The 23742-nt window shown below is 64.5% G+C and carries 22 protein-coding genes and 3 pseudogenes; 14 read left to right on the forward strand and 11 right to left on the reverse strand.

Going from position 1 to position 23742, the window contains the following annotated elements; genetic code table 11:
• Positions 1-989: 989 nt before the first annotated feature.
• From ALC15_RS46235 to ptsN, 9 genes and pseudogenes are all read left to right on the forward strand, one after another.
• Positions 990-1493, forward strand: a pseudogene (locus tag ALC15_RS46235) (autotransporter outer membrane beta-barrel domain-containing protein); the annotation flags it as partial.
• Positions 1494-1822: 329 nt separating this feature from the next.
• Positions 1823-2641 carry an autotransporter domain-containing protein gene (locus ALC15_RS41950; protein ID WP_094193913.1) on the forward strand — a complete coding sequence of 273 codons (819 nt, stop codon included), beginning with the start codon at positions 1823-1825 and terminating at the stop codon, positions 2639-2641.
• 173 nt (positions 2642-2814) lie between these two features.
• Entirely contained in the window at positions 2815-3429 is a 615-nt protein-coding gene (locus ALC15_RS15970; protein WP_050628054.1) for a ribonuclease D, read from the forward strand.
• A gap of 169 nt (positions 3430-3598) precedes the next feature.
• A complete protein-coding gene (gene lptC, locus ALC15_RS15975) occupies positions 3599-4477 on the forward strand; it encodes an LPS export ABC transporter periplasmic protein LptC (protein ID WP_430649166.1) in 879 nt (292 codons plus the stop codon).
• On the forward strand, positions 4368-5072 hold the full coding sequence (locus ALC15_RS15980; protein ID WP_094193916.1) for an LptA/OstA family protein: 705 nt from the start codon (positions 4368-4370) through the stop codon (positions 5070-5072). The genes lptC and ALC15_RS15980 overlap by 110 nt, the downstream gene beginning before the upstream one ends.
• A 345-nt stretch (positions 5073-5417) precedes the next feature.
• On the forward strand, positions 5418-6398 hold the full coding sequence (gene lptB / locus ALC15_RS15985; RefSeq protein WP_050628056.1) for an LPS export ABC transporter ATP-binding protein: 981 nt from the start codon (positions 5418-5420) through the stop codon (positions 6396-6398).
• Positions 6399-6488: 90 nt separating this feature from the next.
• Positions 6489-8144, forward strand: coding sequence for an RNA polymerase factor sigma-54 (rpoN, locus tag ALC15_RS15990; RefSeq protein ID WP_050628057.1), 1656 nt, complete (start codon positions 6489-6491; stop codon positions 8142-8144).
• A gap of 184 nt (positions 8145-8328) precedes the next feature.
• On the forward strand, positions 8329-8928 hold the full coding sequence (hpf, locus tag ALC15_RS15995) for a ribosome hibernation-promoting factor, HPF/YfiA family (protein WP_050628058.1): 600 nt from the start codon (positions 8329-8331) through the stop codon (positions 8926-8928).
• A 231-nt stretch (positions 8929-9159) separates the two neighbouring features.
• The gene (gene ptsN / locus ALC15_RS16000; RefSeq protein ID WP_016843543.1) at positions 9160-9621 is read left to right on the forward strand and encodes a PTS IIA-like nitrogen regulatory protein PtsN; all 462 of its coding nucleotides are present in this window, start codon (positions 9160-9162) and stop codon (positions 9619-9621) included.
• A gap of 89 nt (positions 9622-9710) precedes the next feature.
• Here ptsN and ALC15_RS16005 read toward each other — a convergent pair whose 3' ends face one another.
• Entirely contained in the window at positions 9711-10382 is a 672-nt protein-coding gene (locus ALC15_RS16005; protein ID WP_244486108.1) for a TetR/AcrR family transcriptional regulator, read from the reverse strand.
• Between the two features lie 304 nt (positions 10383-10686).
• Between ALC15_RS16005 and ALC15_RS16010 the strand changes: the two genes are divergently transcribed.
• The 3 genes and pseudogenes from ALC15_RS16010 (at position 10687) to ALC15_RS16020 (ending at position 14329) form a co-directional block, all read left to right on the forward strand.
• Positions 10687-11490, forward strand: a complete 804-nt coding sequence (locus ALC15_RS16010) for an SDR family NAD(P)-dependent oxidoreductase (RefSeq protein ID WP_050628059.1) — start codon at positions 10687-10689, stop codon at positions 11488-11490.
• A 36-nt stretch (positions 11491-11526) separates the two neighbouring features.
• A pseudogene (locus ALC15_RS16015) lies at positions 11527-12656 on the forward strand (DUF5938 domain-containing protein).
• Positions 12657-12799: 143 nt separating this feature from the next.
• Positions 12800-14329, forward strand: coding sequence for an AMP-binding protein (locus ALC15_RS16020; protein WP_050628060.1), 1530 nt, complete (start codon positions 12800-12802; stop codon positions 14327-14329).
• Between the two features lie 18 nt (positions 14330-14347).
• Here the strand turns inward: ALC15_RS16020 and ALC15_RS16025 are convergent, their stop codons facing one another.
• Positions 14348-14905 (reverse strand): cytochrome P460 family protein, encoded by a 558-nt coding sequence (locus ALC15_RS16025; RefSeq protein WP_050628061.1) that lies wholly within the window; start codon positions 14903-14905, stop codon positions 14348-14350.
• Positions 14906-15184: 279 nt separating this feature from the next.
• Here ALC15_RS16025 and ALC15_RS16030 point away from each other — a divergent pair, with 279 nt between their 5' ends.
• The gene (locus tag ALC15_RS16030; RefSeq protein WP_050628083.1) at positions 15185-15532 is read left to right on the forward strand and encodes a DUF6665 family protein; all 348 of its coding nucleotides are present in this window, start codon (positions 15185-15187) and stop codon (positions 15530-15532) included.
• A 69-nt stretch (positions 15533-15601) separates the two neighbouring features.
• Here ALC15_RS16030 and ALC15_RS16035 read toward each other — a convergent pair whose 3' ends face one another.
• From ALC15_RS16035 to ALC15_RS16070, 8 genes and pseudogenes are all read right to left on the reverse strand, one after another.
• Entirely contained in the window at positions 15602-15868 is a 267-nt protein-coding gene (locus tag ALC15_RS16035) for a BQ00720 family protein (RefSeq protein ID WP_021082591.1), read from the reverse strand.
• A gap of 50 nt (positions 15869-15918) precedes the next feature.
• A complete protein-coding gene (locus tag ALC15_RS16040; protein ID WP_021082592.1) occupies positions 15919-16344 on the reverse strand; it encodes an Hsp20 family protein in 426 nt (141 codons plus the stop codon).
• A 170-nt stretch (positions 16345-16514) separates the two neighbouring features.
• Entirely contained in the window at positions 16515-17597 is a 1083-nt protein-coding gene (locus ALC15_RS16045) for a sn-glycerol-3-phosphate import ATP-binding protein UgpC (protein WP_050628062.1), read from the reverse strand.
• Entirely contained in the window at positions 17597-18445 is an 849-nt protein-coding gene (ugpE, locus tag ALC15_RS16050) for a sn-glycerol-3-phosphate ABC transporter permease UgpE (RefSeq protein ID WP_050628063.1), read from the reverse strand. The genes ALC15_RS16045 and ugpE overlap by 1 nt, the downstream gene beginning before the upstream one ends.
• Positions 18445-19326 carry a sn-glycerol-3-phosphate ABC transporter permease UgpA gene (gene ugpA, locus ALC15_RS16055; protein WP_050628064.1) on the reverse strand — a complete coding sequence of 294 codons (882 nt, stop codon included), beginning with the start codon at positions 19324-19326 and terminating at the stop codon, positions 18445-18447. The genes ugpE and ugpA overlap by 1 nt, the downstream gene beginning before the upstream one ends.
• Before the next feature lie 64 nt (positions 19327-19390).
• A pseudogene (gene ugpB / locus ALC15_RS16060) lies at positions 19391-20706 on the reverse strand (sn-glycerol-3-phosphate ABC transporter substrate-binding protein UgpB).
• Positions 20707-20913: 207 nt separating this feature from the next.
• Positions 20914-22119: a CaiB/BaiF CoA transferase family protein gene (locus ALC15_RS16065; protein ID WP_050628065.1), complete on the reverse strand. Its 1206-nt coding sequence runs from the start codon at positions 22117-22119 to the stop codon at positions 20914-20916.
• A 211-nt stretch (positions 22120-22330) separates the two neighbouring features.
• Complete coding sequence (locus ALC15_RS16070) at positions 22331-22756, reverse strand: organic hydroperoxide resistance protein (RefSeq protein WP_021082598.1); 426 nt, start codon at positions 22754-22756, stop codon at positions 22331-22333.
• A gap of 187 nt (positions 22757-22943) precedes the next feature.
• Here ALC15_RS16070 and ALC15_RS16075 point away from each other — a divergent pair, with 187 nt between their 5' ends.
• Positions 22944-23405 (forward strand): MarR family winged helix-turn-helix transcriptional regulator, encoded by a 462-nt coding sequence (locus ALC15_RS16075; protein ID WP_050628084.1) that lies wholly within the window; start codon positions 22944-22946, stop codon positions 23403-23405.
• 18 nt (positions 23406-23423) lie between these two features.
• Here ALC15_RS16075 and ALC15_RS16080 read toward each other — a convergent pair whose 3' ends face one another.
• A complete protein-coding gene (locus tag ALC15_RS16080) occupies positions 23424-23663 on the reverse strand; it encodes a GIY-YIG nuclease family protein (protein WP_050628085.1) in 240 nt (79 codons plus the stop codon).
• Positions 23664-23742: the final 79 nt, after the last annotated feature.

The following is a 23742-nucleotide window of genomic DNA, read 5'->3' on the forward strand; positions in this document are numbered from 1 at the left end:
CGGTGACCTGCTCGACCACGGCGCCGAGTCCCTCGCTCGCAGGCGTGCAGGCCGCTGCCGGCAGCTCGAACGTCACGGTGAACGTGTTGCAGGGCGCGGGCATCACGCCGGGCGCCGGCGCAACCGCGATCGGTCTTATCTCCGGCAGCACCGCGACCAACAACGGCACGCTGACCATCAGCGGCGGCGGCACCGGAATCTTCGGCAGCGGCAATGGCAACGTCTTCACCAATGGGACGTCCGGCCTGATCACGACCACGGGCGCCGGCAGCAATGCGATCGCCGCCAGCAGCAGCGGCAACACGCTGATCAACAACGGCACCATCACGACGCAGAACGGCACTTCGCGCGGCCTCGCTATCGTCGGGCTGACCCAGAACGGCAACAACACGCTGATCAATACCGGGACGATCACGACCCAGGGACCGCAATCCTATGGCCTGTACGTCCAGACCGGCGACAACAACAAGTTCATGAACAGCGGGACGATCACGACCTCCGGCGCGCAGGCGCGCGCGATCTTCTCCGCCGGGCAGTTCGCCTCCATCACCAATACCGGCACCTTGCTGACGACCGGCAGCACGCTGGGAGGGGTGGCGAACAACACCGTCTTTATGCAGGGCAACGCCAATGTGCTGACCAATAGCGGCATCATCGAAGCGCGCGGCGCCGGTTCCGATGCCGTGTTCTCCAACACCGCGGGATCATCCTTCACCGCAACGATCCAGAATCTCGCCGGCGGCCAGATCATCAGCCAGGCCGGGCCCGCGATCCGCACGCTCAACGGCGCCACCACCATCGTCAATGCCGGCCTGATCGCCGGCAACAGCGGCACGGCGCTCGCCGGCGGCACGGGCAATGTGACCTTCATCCTGCAGACCGGCTCGCAGATATCAGGCCTTGCCGATGGCGGCGCCGGCAACAACCAGGTGCGGCTGCAAGGCAGCGGCACGGTGACCAATCCGTTCACGCGCTTCCAGACGCTGACGATGGAAGGCAGCGACTGGACCTGGGCCGGCACCGGCACCTTCGCCAACACCTTCATCAACAGCGGTTCGCTGACCCTGCAGACATCGCTGACCGGCAATGTCTCGATCGCGGCCGGCACCAGCCTGCTGGCCGGCAACGGCGCCAATCCGTCGATCACGTCGTTTGCCGGCGGGCCGCCGGTCACCGTCACCAATGCCGGCGTGATCAACCTGACCAATGGCGGCGCAACGGCCGCGAACAGCCTGACGATTGCCGGCAACTATGTCGGCAATGGCGGCAGCCTTTTTCTGCGCAGCGTGCTCGGTAGTGACGGTTCGCCGTCGGATCGACTCGTCATCTCCGGCGGCAACGCGTCGGGCTCGACTGCGGTCGCCGTCAGCAATGCAGGCGGCGCGGGCGCGGATACCACGGCGGATGGAATCATGGTGGTGCAGGCCGTCAACGGCGGCACCACGGCGCCGGGTGCATTCGGTCTCTCCAGTGCGGTCGTTGCCGGCGCGCACGAATATCTGCTGTTCCGCGGCGGTGTCTCGGCCGGCAGCGCCGACAACTGGTATCTGCGCTCGACGCTGCTGCCGGGGACGGCGTCACCTGCCCCTCCGGTCGTGTCCGGCGGGGGCATGTCGCCATCAGGGCTGCCCGCAGAAGATCTGTCGTCGCTGACGCCGCCGCCGGCGGGCGCTGCGCCGGTCGAACTCTACCGTGAGGAAGTCTCGGTCTATTCGGCGTTGCCGCAGGTGGCGCAGAAGCTCGGGCTCGCGACGCTCGGCACCTTCCACCAGCGCCAGGGCGATCAGGCCTTGCTGACCAGCGGCGGCGAGCAGCCGGCGGCGTGGGCGCGCGCGTATGGTTCGCACAGTTCGCAGACTGGGCCGGCACGGTCAGCCCATCCTTCGACGGCACCATGGCCGGCGTGCAGGTTGGCGTCGACATCCTGCGCTTCCAGTCCGCGCCGGAGCATCATGATCGCGCCGGCTTCTTCTACGCCTATGGCTGGGCCAGCGGCACCATCAACGGCTTCGCGGTCGGGATCGACGGCGTCCGCACCGGCACGCTCTCGATCGACAGCCAGAACATCGGCGGCTACTGGACCCATATCGGTCCCTCGGGCTGGTACGTCGACGCCGTGCTGATGGGCAGCTTCTACGGCGCAAGTCCGCAGTCGGACCGCCAGGTCGGCGCGCGGGTGTCGGGCACGGGCGTCGCGGCGTCGCTGGAAACCGGCGTGCCGATCCCGGTGAATCGATTCATCGCGATCGAGCCGCAGGCGCAACTGATCTGGCAGCGCCAGTCGTTCGACAGCTTCAACGACCTCTTCTCCAGCGTCGCGCCCGGCAGTGCCGATACGCTGACCGGGCGGCTCGGCGTCCGCATACCCGCAACCGTCGTCGTCGGCACCACCGAACTGCGTCCCTATCTCGAGGCCAATCTCTGGCACACCGCCGCGAATGACCGCAGCATCGCCTTCGCGACGACCGACTTGATCGGCGTGCAAAGCCGCGGCACCGCCGTCGAGATCGGCGCCGGCGTCTCCGCGCAGCTCAATCGCACGATCAGCGCCTATGCGAGCGCGGGCTACACGACGTCGGTGGACAGCCTGCATCGTGAGGACATCACCGGCCGGTTCGGCCTCCGCGTCAGCTGGCAATAGAGTGGTCCTGGTCGCGATCGGCCAGCCAAGCCATTGTCTCCGTTGCACAATGGCGCTACACCCCGTGCCAGCGGAATGAGGGAGGGCGTCCCTCCCCTTTTGATGCCCGCTCGCCTGCCGGGGAATTGAACGATAGCTTGTCCCGAGAGCGATTCGACGAGGTTTTTGACAGCATGACCATCCGCCTGCATCGCGGCGACCTGCCCGATCTCACGCGCTACACCGATTCCGTTGCGATCGACACCGAGACCATGGGGCTGCATCCGCATCGTGACCGGCTCTGCGTGGTGCAGATGTCGAACGGCGACGGTACTGCCGACGTGATCCAGATTCCGAAGGGGCACACCGATGCGCCGAACCTGAAGGCGCTGCTCGCCAATCCCAAGATCACCAAGATCTTCCATTTCGCGCGGTTCGACGTGGCGGTGCTCTACAACACTTTCGGCGTGATGCCGGTGCCGGTCTATTGCACCAAGATCGCCTCGCGGCTGTCGCGCACATATACCGACCGCCACGGCCTGAAGGATCTGGTGCGCGAGGTGCTGAACGTCGAATTGTCGAAGCAGCAGCAGTCGAGCGACTGGGGCGCGCAAAGCCTGAGCGAGGCCCAGCTCGCCTATGCCGCCTCCGACGTGCTGCACCTGCATGCGCTGCGCGACAAGTTGAACGTGATGCTGGCGCGCGAGGGACGCAGCGAGCTCGCGCAGGCCTGCTTCGACTTCCTGCCGACCCGCGCCAGGCTCGACCTCGACGGCTGGGAGGCCGAGGACATCTTCGCCCATTCGTGAATTCGCCCGTTCATGATGGGCGCCGAATTCGTCGCAGCAGGGCCGGTTCCGCCCCGTTTCGGCCAAACTGTTCACGCGTTGTCCCTCGCGGGGGCGCGACGCGAGGTCCGGGCTGCATATTCGGGCGGCTCCGGCTAGAATAGGGGCATTTCGCGCCTCTGGAGCTCAGGTGAATTCGGTTCAGAATCCAGCCTATGTGACGGGCCTCGAGGCGCGCTTTGCCGCTGCCGCGCGGCACAGCCGCATGGTGCGGATCCTGCGCGTCGCCGTGCCCGCGGTGGTGGGAGTGGCGATGGCTTCGATCATCTTCGTCTCGGTCTACAATCCCTTCCGCGAAATGATCCCCAAGCTGCCGGTCGAGATGGACAACCTCGTGGTCTCTGGCACCAAGATCACGATGGAATCCCCGCACATCGCCGGCTTCTCCGCCGATGGCCGGCCCTATGAGATGTGGGCCAAGGCGGCGATCCAGGACGTCACCGATCCGGACCATGTCGAGCTGAAGACGATCCGCGCCAAGGTCGCGCAGCAGGATGAGTCGACCGTGACGATGGATGCGCGCACCGGCTTCTTCGACAACAAGAAGCAGCTGCTCGACCTGCGCCAGGATATCTTCCTGCAATCGTCCACCGGCTATGAGGCCAAGCTGACGCAAGCCTTCGTCGACATCAACAAGGGCAACGTGTCGTCGGACGAGCATGTCGACGTCAAGCTGCTGCAGGGCACGCTGACGTCAGACCGACTCAGAATCTACAACAGTGGCGAGCTCGTACGGTTCGAAGGCAATGTCGTGATGTACCTCGACAAGCTCGGCGACAACAATGCAAGTGCGCCCGCCGAGGCCGCGCCGCCACCACCACCTCCTCCTCCAGCGCCGCCGAAGCGCGCAAATCCGCCAACACGAAATGATTTTGATGATCAGACGCTTTCCGCACGGCATCGCAATTGCGGCCTTCCTGCTCGCGCTGTTCGCAGTGAATTCTGTGTCCGCGCAGGGCTCGATGAGCGGCGTCCCCAACGCCATGCAGGGCTTTTCGCAGAACCGTGACCAGCCGATCCAGATCGAGGCCGCCGCGCTCGAAATGCGCGACAAGAAGAAGGAGGCGACCTTCTCCGGCAATGTGAAGGTCGTGCAGGGCGACACCACCATGACCTCGAAGATCCTGGTGGTGTTCTACGAGGACAAATCGACCCAGACGCCGGCGCCTGCGCCAGCCGGCACCAAGGGTGCCGCCGCCAAGGGTACTGCGCCGATGCAGTCGGCGACCCCTGGCCCCGGCGGTGCGTCCTCGATCAAGCGGTTGGAAGCGAAGGGCAATGTCGTCGTCACCCAGAAGGACCAGGTCGTCACCGGCGAGACCGCGATCTTCGACACCAAGACCAATCTGATCACCATGCTCGGCGGCGGTGGTGGCCAGGTGGTGCTGACCCAGTGCCAGAACGTGCTGCGCGGCGACCGTCTGCTGGTCGACATGACCACCGGCGTTTCGCGGGTGGAATCCGACAGCGGCAAGGTGCAGGGGCTGTTCATCCAGTCGCAGGGCGGACAGAGCGGCAAGGGTGGCTGCGGAACGCCGGCCGCCCCCGGCACCGCTCCGGCGCCCTCGCCGCTTCAGCTCCTGCCGGGCGGCAAGTCGAAATAGGGCGCCAAGTAAGCTTCGCGTAAGGTTGAGCAGAATCAACTAGTTAGATAATATTTTGCGGCCGCGAGGTTGAAGCGCGAGGGGCGAGACTGTATCTACTGCTGCGGTTCGGCCGAAGATCCGCCTCGAGGGGGAATCTCGCTGGCCGGGCAGGGGCATCCACTCATCCAAGGCGCGGGTCACCGCGCTTTGCCGTATTATTCGAGCATGATCCGCGCAAACGCGTCCGCGCTTGTCGCGCGGGAAGGCCGGCATCCGGTTTTCATGCTCGCAGGTTGGCGTGCGAATCGATTGGTCCGCAGGCAAGGTCGCGGGATCACCGTGAAAGGCTGAAGCGAAGCGGGGATGGTGGATTTTCTCGGCATGTTCCGGCGGCGCTCTGCGAAACGCAGCACCGGATTTGCGCGTGCGCATGACGACATCACGGCGCTCGGCGACCAGTTCGGCGAGATGCTGACGTCGCCGGTGCGTGACGCGCCGCCGATGGCGCGCGCCGCTCCGGTTCCCGCCGTCGAGCTGCCGCGATCGCCGGCGGCGCCGGCTCCGGCGCGCGCGAGGCCGGCCAGAAACAGTGCCCCGGCGGCGCCGCAGCTCATCAAGCGGCCGGGCTACCTGGCTGTGCATAGCGTGGAAAAGAGTTTTGGCAGCCGCCAGGTCGTGCGCGGCGTCAGCATCTATGTGCGCCGCGGCGAGGCGGTCGGCCTGCTCGGGCCGAACGGCGCCGGCAAGACCACCGTGTTCTACATGATCACGGGCCTGATCAAGGCCGATCGCGGTGCGATCGAGCTCGACGGCCATGACGTCACCAAGCTGCCGATGTATCAGCGTGCGCGCCTCGGCATCGGCTATCTGCCGCAGGAAGCCTCGATCTTCCGCGGCCTGTCGGTCGAGCAGAACATCCGCGCCGTGCTCGAGGTCGTCGAGCCCTCGAAGAAGAAGCGCGAGCACGAACTGGATTCGCTGCTCGACGAGTTCAACATCACGCGGCTGCGCAAGAGCCCGTCGATCGCGCTGTCCGGCGGCGAACGCCGCCGCGTCGAGATTGCGCGCGCGCTGGCGACGCGGCCGAACTATATGCTGCTCGACGAGCCGTTCGCCGGCATCGACCCGATCGCGGTCGGTGACATCCAGGACCTCGTCCGCCACCTCACCAACCGCGGCATCGGCGTGCTCATCACCGACCATAACGTCCGTGAGACACTCGGCCTGACCGACCGTGCCTACATCGTCTATGCCGGTGAGATCTTGACTGAGGGAAGCCCGGAGGAGATCGTTAATGATCCGGATGTACGTCGGCTTTACCTTGGCGAGGAATTCCGGCTCTAGCCCAAAAATTGCATCCGTCAAGCCGTGTACAAGCTTCACGGACTAAGATAAGCAAGAATCGAGCCAACTTTTAAGGTCGATCTTGCCTCCATGGCGCTGACGCAAAGACTAGAGTTCCGCCAGTCGCAGTCGCTGGTGATGACGCCGCAGCTGATGCAGGCGATCAAGCTGCTGCAACTGTCGAACCTGGATCTGTCGACCTTTGTCGAGGAAGAGCTGGAGCGCAACCCGCTGCTGGAGCGGGCAGCCGACGGGCCGGAACCGCCGGTGGCCGGCGAGCCTGCGATGGAACGGCAGGACTACGGCGATTCCGACGGTTCCTCGAGCTACGGCGACGATGGCGACGGCTCCGACATGGCTGCGGGCGCCAGTGGCGAAGCCGCCTTCGAGCCCGGCCAGGAGGAGTGGCTGAACCGCGACCTCGGCACCCGCGCCGAGATCGAACAGACGCTCGATTCCGGTCTTGAGAACGTGTTTTCCGAAGAGCCGGCGGAAGCGGCTGCGCGCGCCGCACAGGATGCGCCGCCTTCCGTCTATACCGAATGGGGCGGCGGCGCCTCCAGCGACGACGAATACAATCTCGAAGCCTTCGTGGCCGCCGAGCTGACGCTCGCCGACCATCTCGCCGAGCAACTCGCGGTGGCCTTCTCGGCGCCGGCGCAGCGCATGATCGGGCAGTATCTGATCGACCTGGTCGACGACGCCGGCTACCTGCCGGCCGATCTCGGCCAGGCCGCCGAGCGGCTCGGTGCGTCGCAGCAGGCGGTCGACGAGGTCGTCGCCGTGTTGCAGAAATTCGATCCGCCGGGCGTCTGCGCCCGAAACCTGAGCGAGTGTCTTGCGATCCAGCTGCGCGAGCTCGATCGCTACGACCCGGCGATGCAGGCGCTGGTCGAGCATCTCGATCTGCTCGCCAAGCGCGACATCGCAGGCCTGCGCAAGCTGTGCGGCGTCGACGACGAAGACATCACCGACATGATCGCCGAGATCCGGCGGCTCGATCCGAAGCCTGGACTGAAGTTCGGCACTTCGCGGACGCAGACCATGGTGCCCGACGTCTATGTCCGTCCGGGTCCCGACGGCGGCTGGCACGTCGAGCTCAACAGCGACACTCTGCCGCGCGTGCTGGTCAACCAGACCTATTACTCTGAGCTGTCGAAGACGATCCGCAAGGACGGTGACAAGTCGTACTTCACCGACTGCCTGCAGAACGCGACCTGGCTGGTGCGCGCGCTCGATCAGCGCGCCCGCACCATCCTGAAGGTCGCGACCGAAATCGTCCGCCAGCAGGACGGCTTCTTCACCTATGGCGTCGCGCATCTGCGGCCGCTGAATCTGAAGGCAGTCGCGGACGCGATCCAGATGCATGAATCGACGGTGTCGCGCGTCACCGCCAACAAATACATGGCGACCAATCGCGGCAGTTTTGAATTGAAGTATTTTTTCACCGCGTCGATCGCGTCCGCCGACGGCGGCGAGGCGCATTCGGCCGAAGCGGTGCGTCACCACATCAAGCAGTTGATCGACGGCGAAGCGCCGTCGGCGATCCTGTCCGACGACACGATCGTGGAACGTTTGCGCGCCTCGGGCATTGATATCGCCCGCCGCACCGTCGCGAAGTACCGCGAGGCGATGCGGATACCATCCTCGGTGCAGCGCCGCCGTGACAAACAGAGCATGCTCGGTAATGCCCTTTCGGCTCCTGCCTCCTCGCCCGACCGCTCGCGCGATACAGCCCCCGTTTAGGTTACTTCCTGAGGATGGCCCCGTCCAAGTACGGACAGGTCCATGCGCTCGTTGCGTTCGCGTCAAATCGCGATAGTCTCGACCTTTCCAGGCCGAGCATCGTCAGAAAGGAAGGCAACCGGAATCCAGCGACCATCATGCTCCTGCAAGACAGACCGAGGCATCCCAGCAATTGAGGCATCAAATGACCCTTCGAATCTCGGGAAAGAGCATCAGCATCGGCGAGGCGCTTCGTGCGCGCGTCAGCGACCGCACCGACGAGGTCCTGCGAAAGTATTTTGATGGCAACTATTCCGGTCACATCACCCTGAGCAAGGATGGCTTCGGCTTCCGAACCGACTGCGCGATACATTTGGATTCCGGGATCACGCTGGAAGCCGAATCCAACGCCGCCGACGCCTATGCCAGCGCCGACGCCGCGCTGTTGATGATCGAGAAGCGTCTGCGCCGCTACAAGAGCCGGCTCAAGGACCGCTCCGCCCGCAAGGCCTACGCCGCGACCGCCGCGCTTGCCGAATTGAACGGCGTCGGGCTCGACGCGCCGAGCTACGTCATCGAGGCGCCCGAGAACGAGGACGAGGTCACCGAATACAGCCCGGTCATCATTGCCGAGGCAACCACCGCGCTGAAGCGGCTTTCGGTCAGCGAGGCGGTGATGGAGCTCGATCTGACCGGCGCCTCCTGCCTGGTGTTCCAGCATGGCGGCAGTGGCCGGTTGAACATCATATACCGCCGTACGGACGGCAATGTCGGCTGGGTCGACCCGCCCGCGGTGAGCCCCTGAGGATAGTTGGCAGATGGCATTGACGTTCGAAGCCAGCCCTGCTTATGGTCCGCCGCCTCCAGGAATAAGGGGGGCGGAACAGGGTTCGCAGGTGTTGGCACCGCCGATACGTTGGAGTAGAAGCCCTGCCAAATGGACCCGGGCTAAGCCCGCATCCCACCTCATCTTCTTGACGCCGCCGCTGTAAAGCCTATTTCGCAACCTGACGGTCATTCACCTCGGAACGTCCCAATGCCGATTACCGATCTGGTCGCACCCGAGGCGATACTCCCTGCTTTGAAGGTCATCAGCAAGAAGCAGGCGCTGCAGGAACTTGCGGCGCGTGCCTCGGCTTTGACCGGGCAGAACGAGCGCGCGATCTTCGAAGTGCTGCTGCAGCGCGAGAAGCTCGGCACCACGGCGGTCGGCTATGGCGTCGCCATCCCGCACGGCAAGCTGCCCAAGCTGGAGAAGCTGTTCGGTTTCTTCGCCCGCCTCGAGCGCCCGATCGATTTCGAGGCGATGGACGGCCAGCCGGTCGACCTGATCTTCCTGCTGCTGGCGCCTGAAGGCGCCGGCGCCGACCACCTCAAGGCGCTGGCGCGCATCGCCCGCCTGCTGCGCGACCAGGACGTCGCCAAGAAGCTGCGCGCCTCGCGCGACGCACAGGCGATCTATTCGGTGCTCGCGCTGCCGCCGGCGAGCGCGGCGTAATCATCCGCGTCAGCGGATTCGTTCGCGCAATTGTCTTCAGGAATAGTTGTTGGTCGCTCGTTCGCGCGCGCTGATGCGTTGTGAACGCCTCAGCAGATCGTCGGCAGCAGTCGGCGAACTTCGTCGAGCAGATCCGGAACGGCCTTCTCGTCGTCAGCAAGATGCCTGAGCAGTGCGCTCTGGAACAGGCCGTCGAACAGCGCGTAGAGCGCGGCCGGTGACGATGCCGGCTTCTTGTTGCCGAGTTCGGCGTAGCGCGTGGCGATGCGCCAGATCATCGCTTCCAGGCTCTTGTCGATCTCGAGCACGTCCTTGCGAAACGCGGGCTCGAACATCGCCTGCGAGCGCAGGTCGTACCAGAGCCGGTGCATCCGGGCTTCGTCCCGCAGCGTCGCCGCGAGCTTGGCGAGGAAGCCTTCGGTCAGTTCGTCGCGGCTGCGTGCGGTCGTCACCACCTCGTCATAGCGCGTCACGCATTTCGCCTTGTAGTGGCGGACGCAGCAGCAGATCAGATCGAGCTTGTCGCTGAAGTAGTAGTGAAACACCCCGTGCGTGAATGCGGAGTTCTGCGCGATCTCGCGCAGGCTGGTACGCGCGAAGCCGAGCTCGCCGAGCGTCTCCAGCGCAGCTCCGCAAGCTCGACGCGCCGTGCGTTGAACTTCTCGTCGCGCAGCGCCTCGCTCGCCACGGCCACGCGCTGGGCCGCTCCTGTCGCCTGCCGCGCCATCCGGTGCCTTTCCTCTGTCGCTTCGCTCGAGCAACTATACCGCGGCGATCGCGGAGTGCTCCATCCCTTCACAATCATCCTCTTTGACACTTGTCAAATTCAGACTTGACAAGTGTCAAGTTCCTGGACGAGGGTTGGCCCAATAATTTGGACAACCGTCAAGACGGCTGACCAATCGACGAAACAGGAGGAAATGCACCGCCCGGGGCGCGCCCATGCTGCGCCCCGCCGACGTCGGCCGCGATCACTGCTGCGCTCCAAATGCGCAACGCCCGGCCCGCGCAGCCCCCAGTCCACGGCACCGATCAAGATCATCAAAGCAAAGGGAGGACTACGTCATGAGTGGGAAGAGCCTTGAAGGCAGGAAAGCCCTGGTCACCGGCGGCGCCCGGGGGATTGGCGCGGCGATCGCGCAGGCGCTGGCGCGGTCCGGTGCCGCGGTCATGATCGGCGACATTCTCGACGACGCCGGCAAGACCAGCGCCGCCGAGATCGCCAAGGCCGGGGTGAAGAGCGGCTTCGTCAAGCTCGACGTCACCGACGACGCGCAGTGGGAGCGGGCCGCCGCAGCGACGGTCGAAACCCTCGGCGGCTTCGACATCCTGATCAACAATGCCGGCATCGAGATCACCTCGCTGGTCGCCGACATCAAGGCCGAGGACGCGCGTCGGATGTGCGACGTCAACATCGTCGGCACCGTGCTCGGCATGAAGCACGCCTTCCGCGCGATGCGGCCGGGCGGCGCGGCGGGCAAGGGCGGTGCGGTGGTCAATATCGCGTCCGTCGCGGCGACGATCGCCTTCCCGAGCATCGCCGTCTACTCCGGCACCAAATCCGCGGTCGACCGCATGACCCGCGTCGGTGCGATGGAAGCCGGCAAGCTCGGCTATGGCGTGCGCGTCAACTGCATCTATCCCGGCCTGATCCCGACCGACATGGGTCTGCAGCTCGCCAATGACATCGTGAAGATCGGCCTTGCGCCCGACGTCAACGCCGCCGTCGGCTCGGTGGTGGAGCAGACGCCGCTCGGCAAGCTCGCGGAGGTCACCGACATCGCCGACGCCGCGGTGTTCCTGTGCTCGAACGATGCCCGCTTCATCACCGGCATCGGCCTGCCGGTCGACGGCGGCATGGGCATGTAGCAACGAAGCCGACAACAAGCATTTCGGAGGATCGCAATGAGCGAGAAGAAGCCCGTCATCGTCTATGGCGCGTCCGGCTACACCGGCCGGCTGGTCTGCGAATATCTGCGCGAGTACAACATCCCCTTCATCGCCGCCGGCCGCAGTGCCGACAAGCTCAACGCCGCGATGAAGTCGAACGTGGCCGGCATCGAGACCGCCGACTACGAGGTCGTGACGGTGCCGCACACCGCCTCGGCGCTGACTGAACTGTTCAAGGGCGCCTCGGTGGTGCTCAACACCGTGGGCCCGTTCGCCAAGTTCGGCATCGAGGTGGTGCAGGCTTGCCTCGCTGCCAAGTGCCACTACACCGACACGACCGGCGAGCAGGACTGGCTGATCACGCTCGAGCAGGAGTTCGGCACAAAGTTCGCGAATGCCGGCTTGCTGCTGGCGCCGGGCATCGCGCAGATGTACACGACGGGCGAGATCGCCGCACAGCTGTGCCTGGAGACGCCCGGCCTCGACACGCTCGATATCGCCGTGTTCTGGGGCGGCAGCCCGACCATCGCCTCGACGCAGACCATCCTGGTCAACGCCGCGATGGCCAAGGCCTACTACCTCGAGCAGAACAAATACGTCGAGCATCAGCCCGATGCCGGTCTCTATAACCTCGCCATCCCCGGCCAGCACGAGCTGGCGCTGGCGCTGCCCTGGGGCGGCACCTCGCACCCGGTGTGGTTCAAGCGCGATCCGCGCGTCGCCAACGTGAAGGTGCTGGGCGGCGTGTTCAACCGTGCGCTGATGCTGGGCGTGCCGCAGATCGTCGCCGCGGCGCTGGACGCGACCAAGGACATGAAGCCCGACGAGCGCTACGCCGCGTTGGCGCAGACCGCGGCCGGCGTGATGAACACCATGCCGCCGCGCGAGAACCCGCGCGTCAACAAGTCGCTGGATTCGGTGTACGCCTCCGGCCCGCTGGGGCGCGCGCACTGCGTCATCTACGGCAACAGCAACTACAAGCAGACCGGCATGTTGCAGGCCTTTGCCGCGGCGTACCTGCTGCAGCAGCCGCCCAAGCGCGTCGCTTCGCCTCCGGCTGCCAGGCGTTCGGCCATCATGAGCTGCTCGGGCAATTGCGCAGCTTCGGCCTGGTCGGCAAGCCGGTCCTGACCGTGCACGATTGAGCTTGGGCCCCGATCGGATCGGGGCTCGACACTCCGTTCCCTGAAGCGTTTTCGTCAGGCGCACCGGTATCCGCCTTGCTCGAAGACGTCTATCCGCGGGTGACGCCGTCGCGCGTCACCCGCGCCCTCTCGCGAGGCCCGCCATGCGCTTCATCGATTATCTCGACAAGGGTGCCTCGCTCGGCGCCGACGCGCCGTGCCTCACCATGGATGGCCGCGACCTCAGCTATGGCGAGGTGCAGCGCTTGAGCTACCGGATCGCGCGCGGGCTCGAGCGATCCGGCATCGCGCCCGGCGAGAAGGTCGCGATCCTGTCCGGCAACGATCCGCTTGCCTTCGCCTGCGTGTTCGGCATCTCGCGCGCTGCCGCGGTGTGGTGCCCGATCAATCCACGCAACGAGGCGGCCGAGAACAAGTTCATCCTCGACCAGTTCGATTGCAATCTGCTGCTGTTTCATTCGAGCTTTGCGCCGATGGTCGAGGCCGTGAGGCAGGACCTGCCGAAGCTGCGCGCGCTGGTCTGCCTCGATCAGGAAATGCCGTTCGCGCCGTCGTTCGACCGCTGGCTGTCCGGGCTTGCCGACGATCACCATCAGCGCGAAACCGTCGACGATCTCGCGATGATCCCCGGCACCGGCGGCACCACCGGCAAGCCCAAGGGCGTGATGCTGTCGGGCCGCAACATCGAGGCGATGACCGCGCTGACCCTGATGGGCTATCCGTTCAAGGGCCGTCCGGTCTATCTCGCGCTGGCGCCGCTGACGCACGCCGCGGGGGTGCTGTGTTTTCCGATCATGACGCTGGGCGGCCGCGTCGTGATCATGCACCACCCTGATATCGGCGAGTTCTTGGCGCTGATCGCGCGCTATCGCGTAACCCACACCTTCCTGCCGCCGACCGTGATCTACATGCTGCTCGACCATCCCGGGCTCGACGCGGCCGATCGCAGCTCGCTGCAATGCTTCTGGTATGGCGCGGCGCCGATCTCGGCGGCGCGGCTTGCGGAGGCGTTGCGCCGGATCGGGCCGATGGCGCAGCTGTTCGGCCAGACCGAGGCGCCGATGATGATCTCGATGATGCCGCCAGCCGATCACTATCATGCAGACGGCATGATCGCGATGGAGCGGCTGTCCTCGGCCGGGCGGATCGGCCCGCTGGTGCAGGCCGGCATCATGGATGGCGACGGCAAGCTGTTGGCTGCGGGATCGCGCGGCGAGATCGTGGTGCGCGGCTCGCTCGTCATGGACGGCTACTACAAGAACCCGGAGGCCACGCGCGAAGCATCAGTGCACGGCTGGCACCATACCGGCGACATCGGCTACATCGACGCCGACGGCTATCTCTATATCGTCGACCGCGCCAAGGACATGATCATCACCGGCGGCTTCAACGTCTATTCGATCGAGGTCGAGAACGCGTTGCGGGCCCATGAGGCGGTGCAGGATTGCGCCGTGATCGGAATGCCCGACGACAAATGGGGCGAGCGCATCGTCGCCGTGGTGCAGCCGCGCGCCGGTCACACCGTCGATGCGACGGCGCTGGCGGCGTTCGTCAAGCAGCAGATCGGCAGCATCAAGACGCCGAAGCAGATCGAGGTCTGGGACGATCTTCCGCGCTCCAAGGTCGGCAAGGTGCTGAAGCCGGACATCCGCGCGCGGCTGGTGCAACGCTAGCCCGCGCGATCCGGGCATCTATCTCTTGCCGTACTCGGTGAACACATAGTCGCGGTTCTGCACCACCGTGTGACAGGCATAACCGCATTTTGCGTCGTTTTCTTGCGGCGGATTATCCGTCGTGTTGGCAGGCCTGAACACATCTGTCGCCGCGTCGTACTCGAATGCGCCGTACCCCCAGCCGCCGCTATCGGCGAACCTCTTGCTGTCCTTCAACATGAAATCGACGTCGTGCTGCGCGCCTGGCACGGTTGGTTGGCCGGGATATGCCTCTTGCTTCTTCGGGACCCAGTGAATCTTCGCCATCTTGGCGCCATCGGGGAACGGCTTGCCATTGCCGGGTACGCCCTCCCGGTAGGCACCGATCATCGCGGGGTTGCCCAGGATCACGGCGATTACGCCTTCGTTCTCGCTGATCGCGATCACCGACCAGTCCTCGTATCCCCTGAACTCGGAGAACGCGAGCCCATTCGGCACTTGCAGGCTGTACTTGTCTTGCGCGGAAATTGCGACACCAGTCGCCAGGACGGAAATCGACACCGAAGCAACGAGATTGATCAGCCAGCTCTTCTGCATGGTCGCATCCCTCCTTTGATCGATTTTGGTGGTGAATAATTGTTGCCGGAAATTCCCCTGTCGCATTCCGTTTCACGAGAACCAATTACAACACGGAACTGCGCGGAGCGAAATGGAGTCGCGACCGTGGCCCGCTGCCCAGGGCTGCGCTCAAGAGCTGCTCACATTGACCGAGCCTTGGCCTGGCGTGATCGAGCATGCGAGCGCCCATTGACAACCCGGCGGTGACGCCGGAAGACGGACGTGCGCAACATTGCATATGCGAACCAGGGATCACTGATGTCCCGCGATTTTCGCCTTGATCGTGTTCCCGTCGACGTTCTCGCGTACGAACTCGCCGAAGAGCGGGCGAGTGCGCTCGGTCGGATGGGGCGCGCCCTCGAACAAGCACTTGCCAAGCTGCGCGAGTTCGATGCCGCGCATCCGCACGCTGAAGCCACGGCGCCCGCGCATCAGGCACGGCGCATCCTGGTGCGGGAAGCCGGCCATGCGCTCTGGATGTTCGTGGTGCAGCGAGAGGCGTGCGGGCTGCGCAACAACCGCATGCTGATGCGGGACTATAACGTGCCCGGCGAGGTGCAGCTCAGCATGGGGCCGGTGCTCACCACATCAAATCCATCACCATAAAAAATGCGCGGGCCGCCTCTGTGTCGAGGCAGCCCGCGCGTATCAGCGGATGCTGAAGCTAACAATACGTCAGTGGACGCTGACGGCTTGCAGCTCATTGCTCCAGGCGTTTGCGATCGCGGCTTCGCGGCTGTCGGTCAGCATGATCGGCGTGCCGTCGGCGGCATGCAGTGCGAACAGCTTGAGGCCGGGCGCGATCTTCGGCGCCTGCGGAAAGAGATCGGGCACGTCCTCGGAACGGACCTGCTTCACATAGGCGATGTGGCCTTCGCCCAGATGAGCCAGTGCTTCCGGCGTGACGCTGTCGGATTGGAAGATGATACTCGCTTCACTCATGGTCTCGACTCCTCAGTCAGATAAGCGGTCGAGTCCGCTCGTTGTTTCTATTATTCGTGCTCATTGATAGCGATTGTCTTAATGACCCGTTCAGGTTCCGGCCTGGCCAGGTCAATCGACAACAACCCGTTCTTCAGATCCGCGCCCAGCACCTGCATCCCCTCCGCCAGCACGAAGGTGCGCTGGAAGTGGCGCGCGGCAATGCCGCGATGGATGTATTGCCGAGCCTTGTCGTCCTGCTGGCGGCCGCGGATGACGAGCTGATTTTCCTCAATAGTCACATCGAGTTGGTCACGGGTGAAGCCCGCCACCGCTAGCGTGATGCGAAGCCGTTCAGGCTGCCCGTTGGTACGGTCGCACCGCTCGATATTGTACGGAGGATAGCCGTCGGCGCCCTTCACGACGCGGTCGAGCGCACGCTCGATCTCGTCGAATCCCAGAAGGAACGGACTGGACAACGATGGAACACGAGACATTACAAAGTCCTCTCGAAGCGACTTTGAGGGGCCCTTGCGGCGCCCCATGCAACCGGCGGGCCGTCTGGCCTCCGGTCAGTGAGGGATATGGGGGCGATCTGGATAGCGTTCAAGCAGCTCCGAAACCAGCCTAAACGCCCGCAACATGAGGGCAAATTCTTCTCGATCGGTTACCCAGTGACCCGCTTCCGGCCATCAGCGGTAAAAAGATGCAGTTTGTCGCGGGGGGCAACGGCCCGGATCCGCTCGCCGATCGCAGGGCCGGTGGCGCCGGGAACCCGGACGATGACCTCGCCCGGCGGCAGCTCGCCCGGATTGGCGGCAACCCCCTGCTCCTCGCGCTGGCGGCTGCCATAGACGAAGGTTTCGGCACCGACATGCTCGATCGCCTCGACGGTCAGGCCGAGCGCGACGCCGCCGGATACCGTCTCGCTGGAGATCACGAAATCCTCCGGCCGGATTCCGACGATGCCGGCGCCGTCCGCGCCCGCGATCTGGGACGTCAGCTCGTCCGAGCGCAGCGGCATCAAATTCATCGGCGGGGCGCCGATGAAAGAGGCAACGAAGGTGGTCGCAGGCCGCTGGTAGATGTCCAGCGGATTGCCGATCTGCTCGACCTGGCCGCCATTCATGACGACGAGGATATCGGCCAGCGTCATCGCCTCGAGCTGGTCGTGGGTGACGTAGATCGAGGTGGTGTTGAGCCGGCGCTGCAGCTTGCGGATCTCGACCCGCATCGCGATGCGCAGCTTGGCGTCGAGGTTCGACAGCGGCTCATCGAACAGGAACACCTTCGGCTGGCGCACGATGGCGCGGCCCATCGCCACGCGCTGGCGCTGGCCGCCGGAGAGCTGGCGCGGCTTGCGCTCCAGCATCGGCGAGAGCTCGAGCACGCGCGCGGCTTCCTCGACGCGGGTCTTGATCTCGGCCTCCGCCATGCCGCGGTTGCGCAGACCATAGGCCATGTTGTTGTAAACGCTCATATGCGGATAGAGCGCGTAGTTTTGGAACACCATCGCGATGTCACGGTCGGCGGGCTCGACCTGGTTGACGACGCGGCCGCCGATGTCGATCTCGCCGCCGGTGATGGTCTCGAGCCCGGCGACCATGCGCAGTAACGTGGACTTGCCGCAGCCGGAGGGGCCGACCAGCACGCAGAACTGGCCGTCGCCGACGTCGACATCAACGCCCTTGATGGCCTCGAAGCCGCCGGGATAGGTCTTGCGGACGCTGCGCAGCGTGACGTTGGCCATTATTTTTCCGTCTCCACCAATCCGCGCACGAACAGTTTCTGCATCACGACGACGACGAACACCGGCGGCAGCATCGCCAGCAGCGCGGTCGCCATCACCACCGGCCATTCGGTCAGCGCGTCGGTCGTGGTGATCATCTTGCGGATGCCGACCTGGATTGTCTGCATGTCGTCGCGCGTCGTGATCAACAGCGGCCAGAGATATTGATTCCAGCCGAGGATGAAGAGGATCACGAACAGCGCGGCCATGTTGGTGCGCGACAGCGGCAGCAGCGTATCCCAGAAGAAGCGGAACGGGCCGGCGCCGTCGATGCGCGAGGCCTCCAGCAATTCGTCCGGCACGGTCATGAAGAACTGCCGGAACAAGAGCGTCGCGGTGGCCGAGGCGATCAGCGGCAGCGACAGGCCGGCATAGCTGTCGAGCAGATGCAGGTCGGCGACGATCTTGTAGGTCGGATAGATGCGCACCTCGACCGGCAGCATCAAGGTGATGAAGATGATCCAGAAGATCGCCATCCGGAACGGAAAGCGAAAATAGACGATCGCATAGGCCGAGATGATCGAGATCGCGATCTTGCCGACCGCGATCAGGAGCGCCATGACCAGCGAGTTCAGCATCATGTTGAGCACGGGCTCGCGGGTCGAGCCGCTCGTACCGACGAACAGTGTCTGGTAGTAGGTCTCGAGGAAATGGCCGCCGGGCAGCAGCGACATCTGGCCGTTGGCGATGACGGCGTTGTCCTGGGTCGAGGCGACGATCGCCAGATACACCGGGAAGGCGACGATCGCGATCCCGATCCACAGGATGATGTGAGCCAGATAGCGCTGGAAGCCTTCTTCCTCGACCATCAGTAGGTCACCTTGCGCTCGACGAAGCGGAACTGGATTCCCGTCAGCACGACGACGATGACCATCAGGATGACCGACTGCGCCGCCGAGGAGCCGAGATTTCCGCCGAGCAGGCCGTCGGTATAGACCTTGTAGACCAGTGTCTCGGTCGCCTTGCCGGGGCCGCCACGGGTCATCGTGTCGATGATGCCGAAAGTGTCGAAGAAGGCGTAGACGATGTTGATGACCAGCAGGAAGAAGATGGTCGGCGACAGCAGCGGGAAGATCACGGTCCAGAACCGCCGCATCGGACGCGCGCCGTCGATCGCAGCGGCTTCGATCACGCTCTTCGGGATGCTCTGCAGGCCGGCGAGGAAGAACAGGAAATTGTAGGAGATCTGCTTCCAGGCCGCTGCGAGGATGATCAGGGCCGCGGCCTGGTCGCCGTCGAGCAGCGGATTCCAGTCAACGCCCATGGCGCGCAGATAGCGCGACAGCACGCCGAGCGAGGGATGCAGCATGAACACCCAGAGCACGCCGACCACGGGCGGGGCCACGGCGTAGGGCCAGATCAAGAGCGTGCGGTAGAGCGTCGAGCCGCGCAGCGGCTTGTCGGCCATGACGGCGAGCAGCAGCGCGAATGACAGCGAGGACACCGCGATCGCGAACGAGAACGCGAAGGTCCTGATGATGGCGGCGAAATAGGCCGGGTCCTTGAACAGTTCGAGATAGTTCTCGAACCAGACGAAACTGGTGGACAGGCCGAAGGCGTCCTGCAGCAGGAAGGACTGGATCACCGCCTGTGCGGCCGGCCAGTAGAAAAAGACCAGGACGATCGCGAGTTGCGGGGCAACCAGCGCGTACGGCAACAGCTTTGATTGGAAAATCGCTTGCTTTTGCATGATCTCTGACGAAATGGCAGGCCGCTCGTCGCGGCCTGCCGGTTGATGGCCTCAAACCATCATGTCAGCGGACGGCGGTCTTTTCAAACTGCCGCAGCATCTGGTTGCCGCGCTCGACGGCGGAGTCCAGCGCCTGCTTGGCGGTCTTCTTGCCGGCCAGCGCCTGCTCGATCTCTTCCGACCACATGTCGCGCAGCTGCACCATGTTGCCGAGGCGCAGACCGCGCGAATTCTCGGTCGGCTCCTTGTTGGTGAGCTCGAGCAGCGGGGTCTCGAGATAGGGCTGGTCCTTGTAGAAGCCCTCTTCCTTGGCCTTGGCGTAGGCCGCTTGGTGATCGGCAGATAGCCCGAGGCCTTGTGGATCCAGACCTGGCGGTCGGTGTCCGAGAGGAAGGTCAGGAACTTGGCAACGCCCTTGTATTCCTCGGCCGACTTGCCGCCCATCACCCAGAGCGAAGCGCCGCCGATGATCGAGTTCTGCGGTGCGCCCTTGACGTCGGGATAATACGGCATCGGGGCGGCGGTGAAGTTGAACTTGGCCTGCGCCTTGACGTTGCCGAAGAACGCCGACGAGGTCAGGTAGATCGGGCATTCGCCGGAGGTGAAGCGGCCTTCGCCGGTGTTGGTGCGGCCGGCATAGTCGTAGGTCTTGTCCTTCTGCAGCTCGACCAGGTTCTCGAGATGCTTGACCTGCAGCGGGCCGTTGAATTCGAGCACGGTGTCGAAGCCGTCGAGGCCGTTGGCCTTGCTGGCGAGCGGCACGTTGTGCCAGGCCGAAAGCTGCTCGAGATTGACCCAGGTGACCCACGAGCCGGAGAAGCCGCAGGTGGTGTAGCCGGCCGCCTTCAGCTTCTTGGCATCCTCGAACACCTGCGGCCAGGTCTTCGGGATCTCGGCGATGTTGGCCTTCTTCAGCGCGTCGAGATTGACCCACATCACCGTCGACGACGAATTGAAGGGGAACGACAGCATCTCGCCCTTCGAGGTCGAGTAGTAGCCGGTGATCGCGGGCAGATAGACGCTCGGATCGAATTTCTCGCCAGCATCGGCCATCAGCTTGTAGACCGGTTTGACGGCGCCGGTGGCGGCCATCATGGTCGCGGTGCCGACCTCGAACACCTGCATGATGTGCGGCGCGTTACCGGCACGGAAGGCGGCGATGCCGGCGTTCATGGTGTCGGCGTAGCCGCCCTTGTAGGTCGGGATCACCTTGTAGTCGGACTGCGAGGCGTTGAAGTCGTTGGCCAGCTTGACGATGACGTCATTGTTGGCGCCGGTCATCGCGTGCCACCACTGGATCTCGGTCACCGCAAACGCAGGTGACGCGAATGCAAGCGTAGCAGCGGCGACAGCAGCAGCGCCTAATCGTCGAAAAATCATCAAAGCCCCTCCCGGTTGGAACACCATCTTTCGTTGCGCGCGTTATCAGCGCCGGATGACGTTCAAATGACCGTATAAACGAAAGTCATCGTAGGGGGGAAGCCGCGACAAAGGGAAGCGGTAAAAAAGGCGAAGATCGCCGCCGCCGGCGCCGTGCGGTGCAGCGCCGGACGCGACGCTGCACCGCAGGGCTGACGGATGGTCGTGTCAGCGCTTGCGCTGCGGACCGCAGACCACGCCCTTGTCGACCAGGCCGTTGATCTCGTCCCGGGAGTACCCGAACTCGCCCAGCACTTCCGCAGCGTGCTGGCTGAACTTCGGCGGCGTGCGGCGCAGGTTCGGCTTGGTGCGTTCGAGGCGGATCGGCGAGGCGACGCCTTTGTACCAATCCTTCTCGATGACGTCGCCGCGATGGATGGTGTGCGGGTTGGTCAGCGCCTGGTCGATCTTCTGCACCGGGCCGGCAGGCAGGCCGGCGGCGAGCAGCCGGTTGCACAGCGGCTCGGCCTCGTGCTGGCTGAACACCGCGGCCAGCTCGGCCCGCAGCGCATCGCGGTTGGCGATCCGGTCCTTGTTGCGGGCAAAGCGCGGATCGGTGCCGAGCTCCGGCTTGCCGATCTCCTTGGCGAGCTTGCGGAAGGTGCCGTCATTGCCGACGCCGATGAAGATGTTGTCGGTCTTGGTCGGGAAGATCGCGTACGGCACGAGGTTCGGATGCTCGTTGCCGGTGAGCGACGGCGGCTTGCCATGCATGAAATAGTTCGCGGTGTGCGGATGCATGATCGCGAGCCCGGTCTCGTACAGCGTGGTCTCGAGGAACTGGCCGAGCCCCGAGCGCTGCCGCTCCGACAATGCCATCAGGATGCCGATCGCGGCATAGAGCCCGGTGGTGATGTCGACCAGCGGCACGCCGATGCGCATCGGCCCGCTCTCCGGGGAGCCGGTCGCCGCGATCATGCCGGTCATCGCCTGGATGATCGCGTCATAGCCGGGATTGCCGCCGCGCGGGCCGTCGGCACCGAAGCCGGAGATCCGGCAATGCACGAGGCGCGGAAATTTCGCGCGCAGCACGTCGTTGCCGATGCCCCATTTGTCGAGCGTGCCCGGCTTGAAGTTCTCGATCAGCACGTCGGCGGTTTCGAGCATCTTCATCAGCACCACGCGTCCGCCTTCGGAGGCGAGGTCGAGGCCGATCGAGCGCTTGTTGCGGTTGATGCCGACGAAATAGGCCGCGTCCTCGTCGTGGAAGGGAGGGCCCCAGTCGCGCACCTCGTCGCCGGCGGGCGGCTCGACCTTGATCACGTCGGCGCCGTGGTCGGCGAGGATCTGGGTGCAATACGGGCCGCCGAGCACGCGCGTCAGATCGATCACGCGCAGTCCGGTCATCGCGCCCGTAGCCGCTGGGGTATTCATGGAAGCAACCTTCGCTCAGTTGGGTTCGAAAACGAGGGTCCCAGAGCTAACGGTCTTCGGGCGAGGCAGCAATGCTCTCATCCGCGCAGGCCCATGCAGCAGGCGGCGCGTGCGTTCGCCAAGCGAACTGCAAAGAGTGCACTGGCATCTCGAATGCAAACAAATAGTCCGCCACGCGGGAAGGCGTGGCGGACCATTGGCGGGAGTCGGATTAGACGACGGTCAGCTTGACGTCGACATTGCCGCGGGTCGCGTTGGAATACGGGCACACCTGGTGCGCCTTCTCGACCAGCGCTTCGGCGTCAGCGCGGGACAGGCCGGGCAGCGAGACGGCGAGTTCGACGGCGAGGCCGAAGCCGCCTTCCGAGCGCGGACCAATGCCGACCGTCGAGGTCACTGCGGCGTCGGCGGGAACCTTGGGGCCGCCCTGCGAGGCCACGAACTTCATCGCGCCGATAAAGCAGGCGGCGTAGCCGGCCGCGAACAGCTGCTCCGGATTGTTGCCGGCGCCGCCGCCGCCACCGAGCTCCTTCGGCGTGGTGAGCTTGACGTCGAGCGCGCCGTCGAGCGTTGCCGCATGGCCGTCGCGGCCGCCGGTTGCCTTGGCGCTGGTCTTGTAGAGCACGTTCACAGACATCGTGGTCTCCCTCGGGTTTGGACTTGCTGGTTTCGAGTGGGTTTTGAAATCGACGGCCACACGTATTGCATCCAATTGAATTGTGCGCAATATAAATTCCGAGGCCTCACATTTAATTGTTCGCAATTGAATCCGCGGTCATGTGAGCACAAAATGACCCGCAAACGAGATGGATTCGATGGGAACCATGGTCAGGAAACAGACGGCGGCGGATCAGGCGCTGCGGCTCGATAACCAGATCTGCTTTGCGGTCTATTCGACCGCACATGCCTTCAACCGTGTCTACAAGCCGCTGTTCGACCGGCTCGGGCTGACCTATCCGCAGTATCTCGTGATGCTGGCGCTGTGGGAGCGCGACGACGTGCCGGTCAAGGACCTCGGCGAGCGGCTGTTCCTGGATTCCGGCACGCTGACGCCGCTGCTGAAACGGCTGGAAGCGGCGGAGCTGGTCAGGCGGACCCGCAGCACCGAGGACGAGCGCGTGGTGCTGATTGCGCTGACGCAGCAGGGCCACGCGTTACGCGAAAAGGCCAAAGCCGTCCCGCAATCGATCCTCGCGGCGTCGGACTGCACGGTCGGGGAGTTGCTGGCGATGAAGGACGAGATCGTCGCGCTTCGCGACCGATTGAATGCGGTGCTTGGGGAGTAGCGGCCGGATGTGCGGCGGCTAGAGGCGCTTCCTGGCGAAGGCGCGGCCGCTATGGGATTTGAGATACCTCTCGAATGCCAGGGCTTTGTATTTGTCCGGAAATGCGCAGTACCAGACGAGTTGCCAAGGCTTGAATTTTGAGGTGTGGGCGGACTTGCCGGCGTTGTGCTCGGGAATCCGTCGTTTCAGATCCTCGGTGGCGCCAACGTATTCCTGATCAGGGAAGTAGATGCTGCGGATGATGTAGACGTACCACATTCGCATCCACGAATAGCCGGAGTACCGACCAGTCCGTCTTCGCCCTTCGGGCTACGCCGGACACCACGCTTCGCCCTTC

This window comes from Bradyrhizobium viridifuturi, assembly GCF_001238275.1.
In the GTDB taxonomy this organism is placed as follows: Bacteria; Pseudomonadota; Alphaproteobacteria; order Rhizobiales; family Xanthobacteraceae; genus Bradyrhizobium; species Bradyrhizobium viridifuturi.

Bases quoted from the DNA above. Each gene is read 5' to 3' on its own strand.
- ALC15_RS15970 (WP_050628054.1), top strand. From the start codon at position 2,815: ATGACCATCCGCCTGCATCGCGGCGACCTGCCCGATCTCACGCGCTAC.
- lptB (WP_050628056.1), top strand. From the start codon at position 5,418: ATGGTGGATTTTCTCGGCATGTTCCGGCGGCGCTCTGCGAAACGCAGC.
- rpoN (WP_050628057.1), top strand. From the start codon at position 6,489: ATGGCGCTGACGCAAAGACTAGAGTTCCGCCAGTCGCAGTCGCTGGTG.
- hpf (WP_050628058.1), top strand. From the start codon at position 8,329: ATGACCCTTCGAATCTCGGGAAAGAGCATCAGCATCGGCGAGGCGCTT.
- ptsN (WP_016843543.1), top strand. From the start codon at position 9,160: ATGCCGATTACCGATCTGGTCGCACCCGAGGCGATACTCCCTGCTTTG.
- ALC15_RS16010 (WP_050628059.1), top strand. From the start codon at position 10,687: ATGAGTGGGAAGAGCCTTGAAGGCAGGAAAGCCCTGGTCACCGGCGGC.
- ALC15_RS16020 (WP_050628060.1), top strand. From the start codon at position 12,800: ATGCGCTTCATCGATTATCTCGACAAGGGTGCCTCGCTCGGCGCCGAC.
- ALC15_RS16025 (WP_050628061.1), bottom strand. From the start codon at position 14,905: ATGCAGAAGAGCTGGCTGATCAATCTCGTTGCTTCGGTGTCGATTTCC.
- ALC15_RS16030 (WP_050628083.1), top strand. From the start codon at position 15,185: ATGTCCCGCGATTTTCGCCTTGATCGTGTTCCCGTCGACGTTCTCGCG.
- ALC15_RS16035 (WP_021082591.1), bottom strand. From the start codon at position 15,868: ATGAGTGAAGCGAGTATCATCTTCCAATCCGACAGCGTCACGCCGGAA.
- ALC15_RS16040 (WP_021082592.1), bottom strand. From the start codon at position 16,344: ATGTCTCGTGTTCCATCGTTGTCCAGTCCGTTCCTTCTGGGATTCGAC.
- ALC15_RS16045 (WP_050628062.1), bottom strand. From the start codon at position 17,597: ATGGCCAACGTCACGCTGCGCAGCGTCCGCAAGACCTATCCCGGCGGC.
- ugpE (WP_050628063.1), bottom strand. From the start codon at position 18,445: ATGGTCGAGGAAGAAGGCTTCCAGCGCTATCTGGCTCACATCATCCTG.
- ugpA (WP_050628064.1), bottom strand. From the start codon at position 19,326: ATGCAAAAGCAAGCGATTTTCCAATCAAAGCTGTTGCCGTACGCGCTG.
- ALC15_RS16065 (WP_050628065.1), bottom strand. From the start codon at position 22,119: ATGAATACCCCAGCGGCTACGGGCGCGATGACCGGACTGCGCGTGATC.
- ALC15_RS16070 (WP_021082598.1), bottom strand. From the start codon at position 22,756: ATGTCTGTGAACGTGCTCTACAAGACCAGCGCCAAGGCAACCGGCGGC.
- ALC15_RS16075 (WP_050628084.1), top strand. From the start codon at position 22,944: ATGGTCAGGAAACAGACGGCGGCGGATCAGGCGCTGCGGCTCGATAAC.
- ALC15_RS16080 (WP_050628085.1), bottom strand. From the start codon at position 23,663: ATGTGGTACGTCTACATCATCCGCAGCATCTACTTCCCTGATCAGGAA.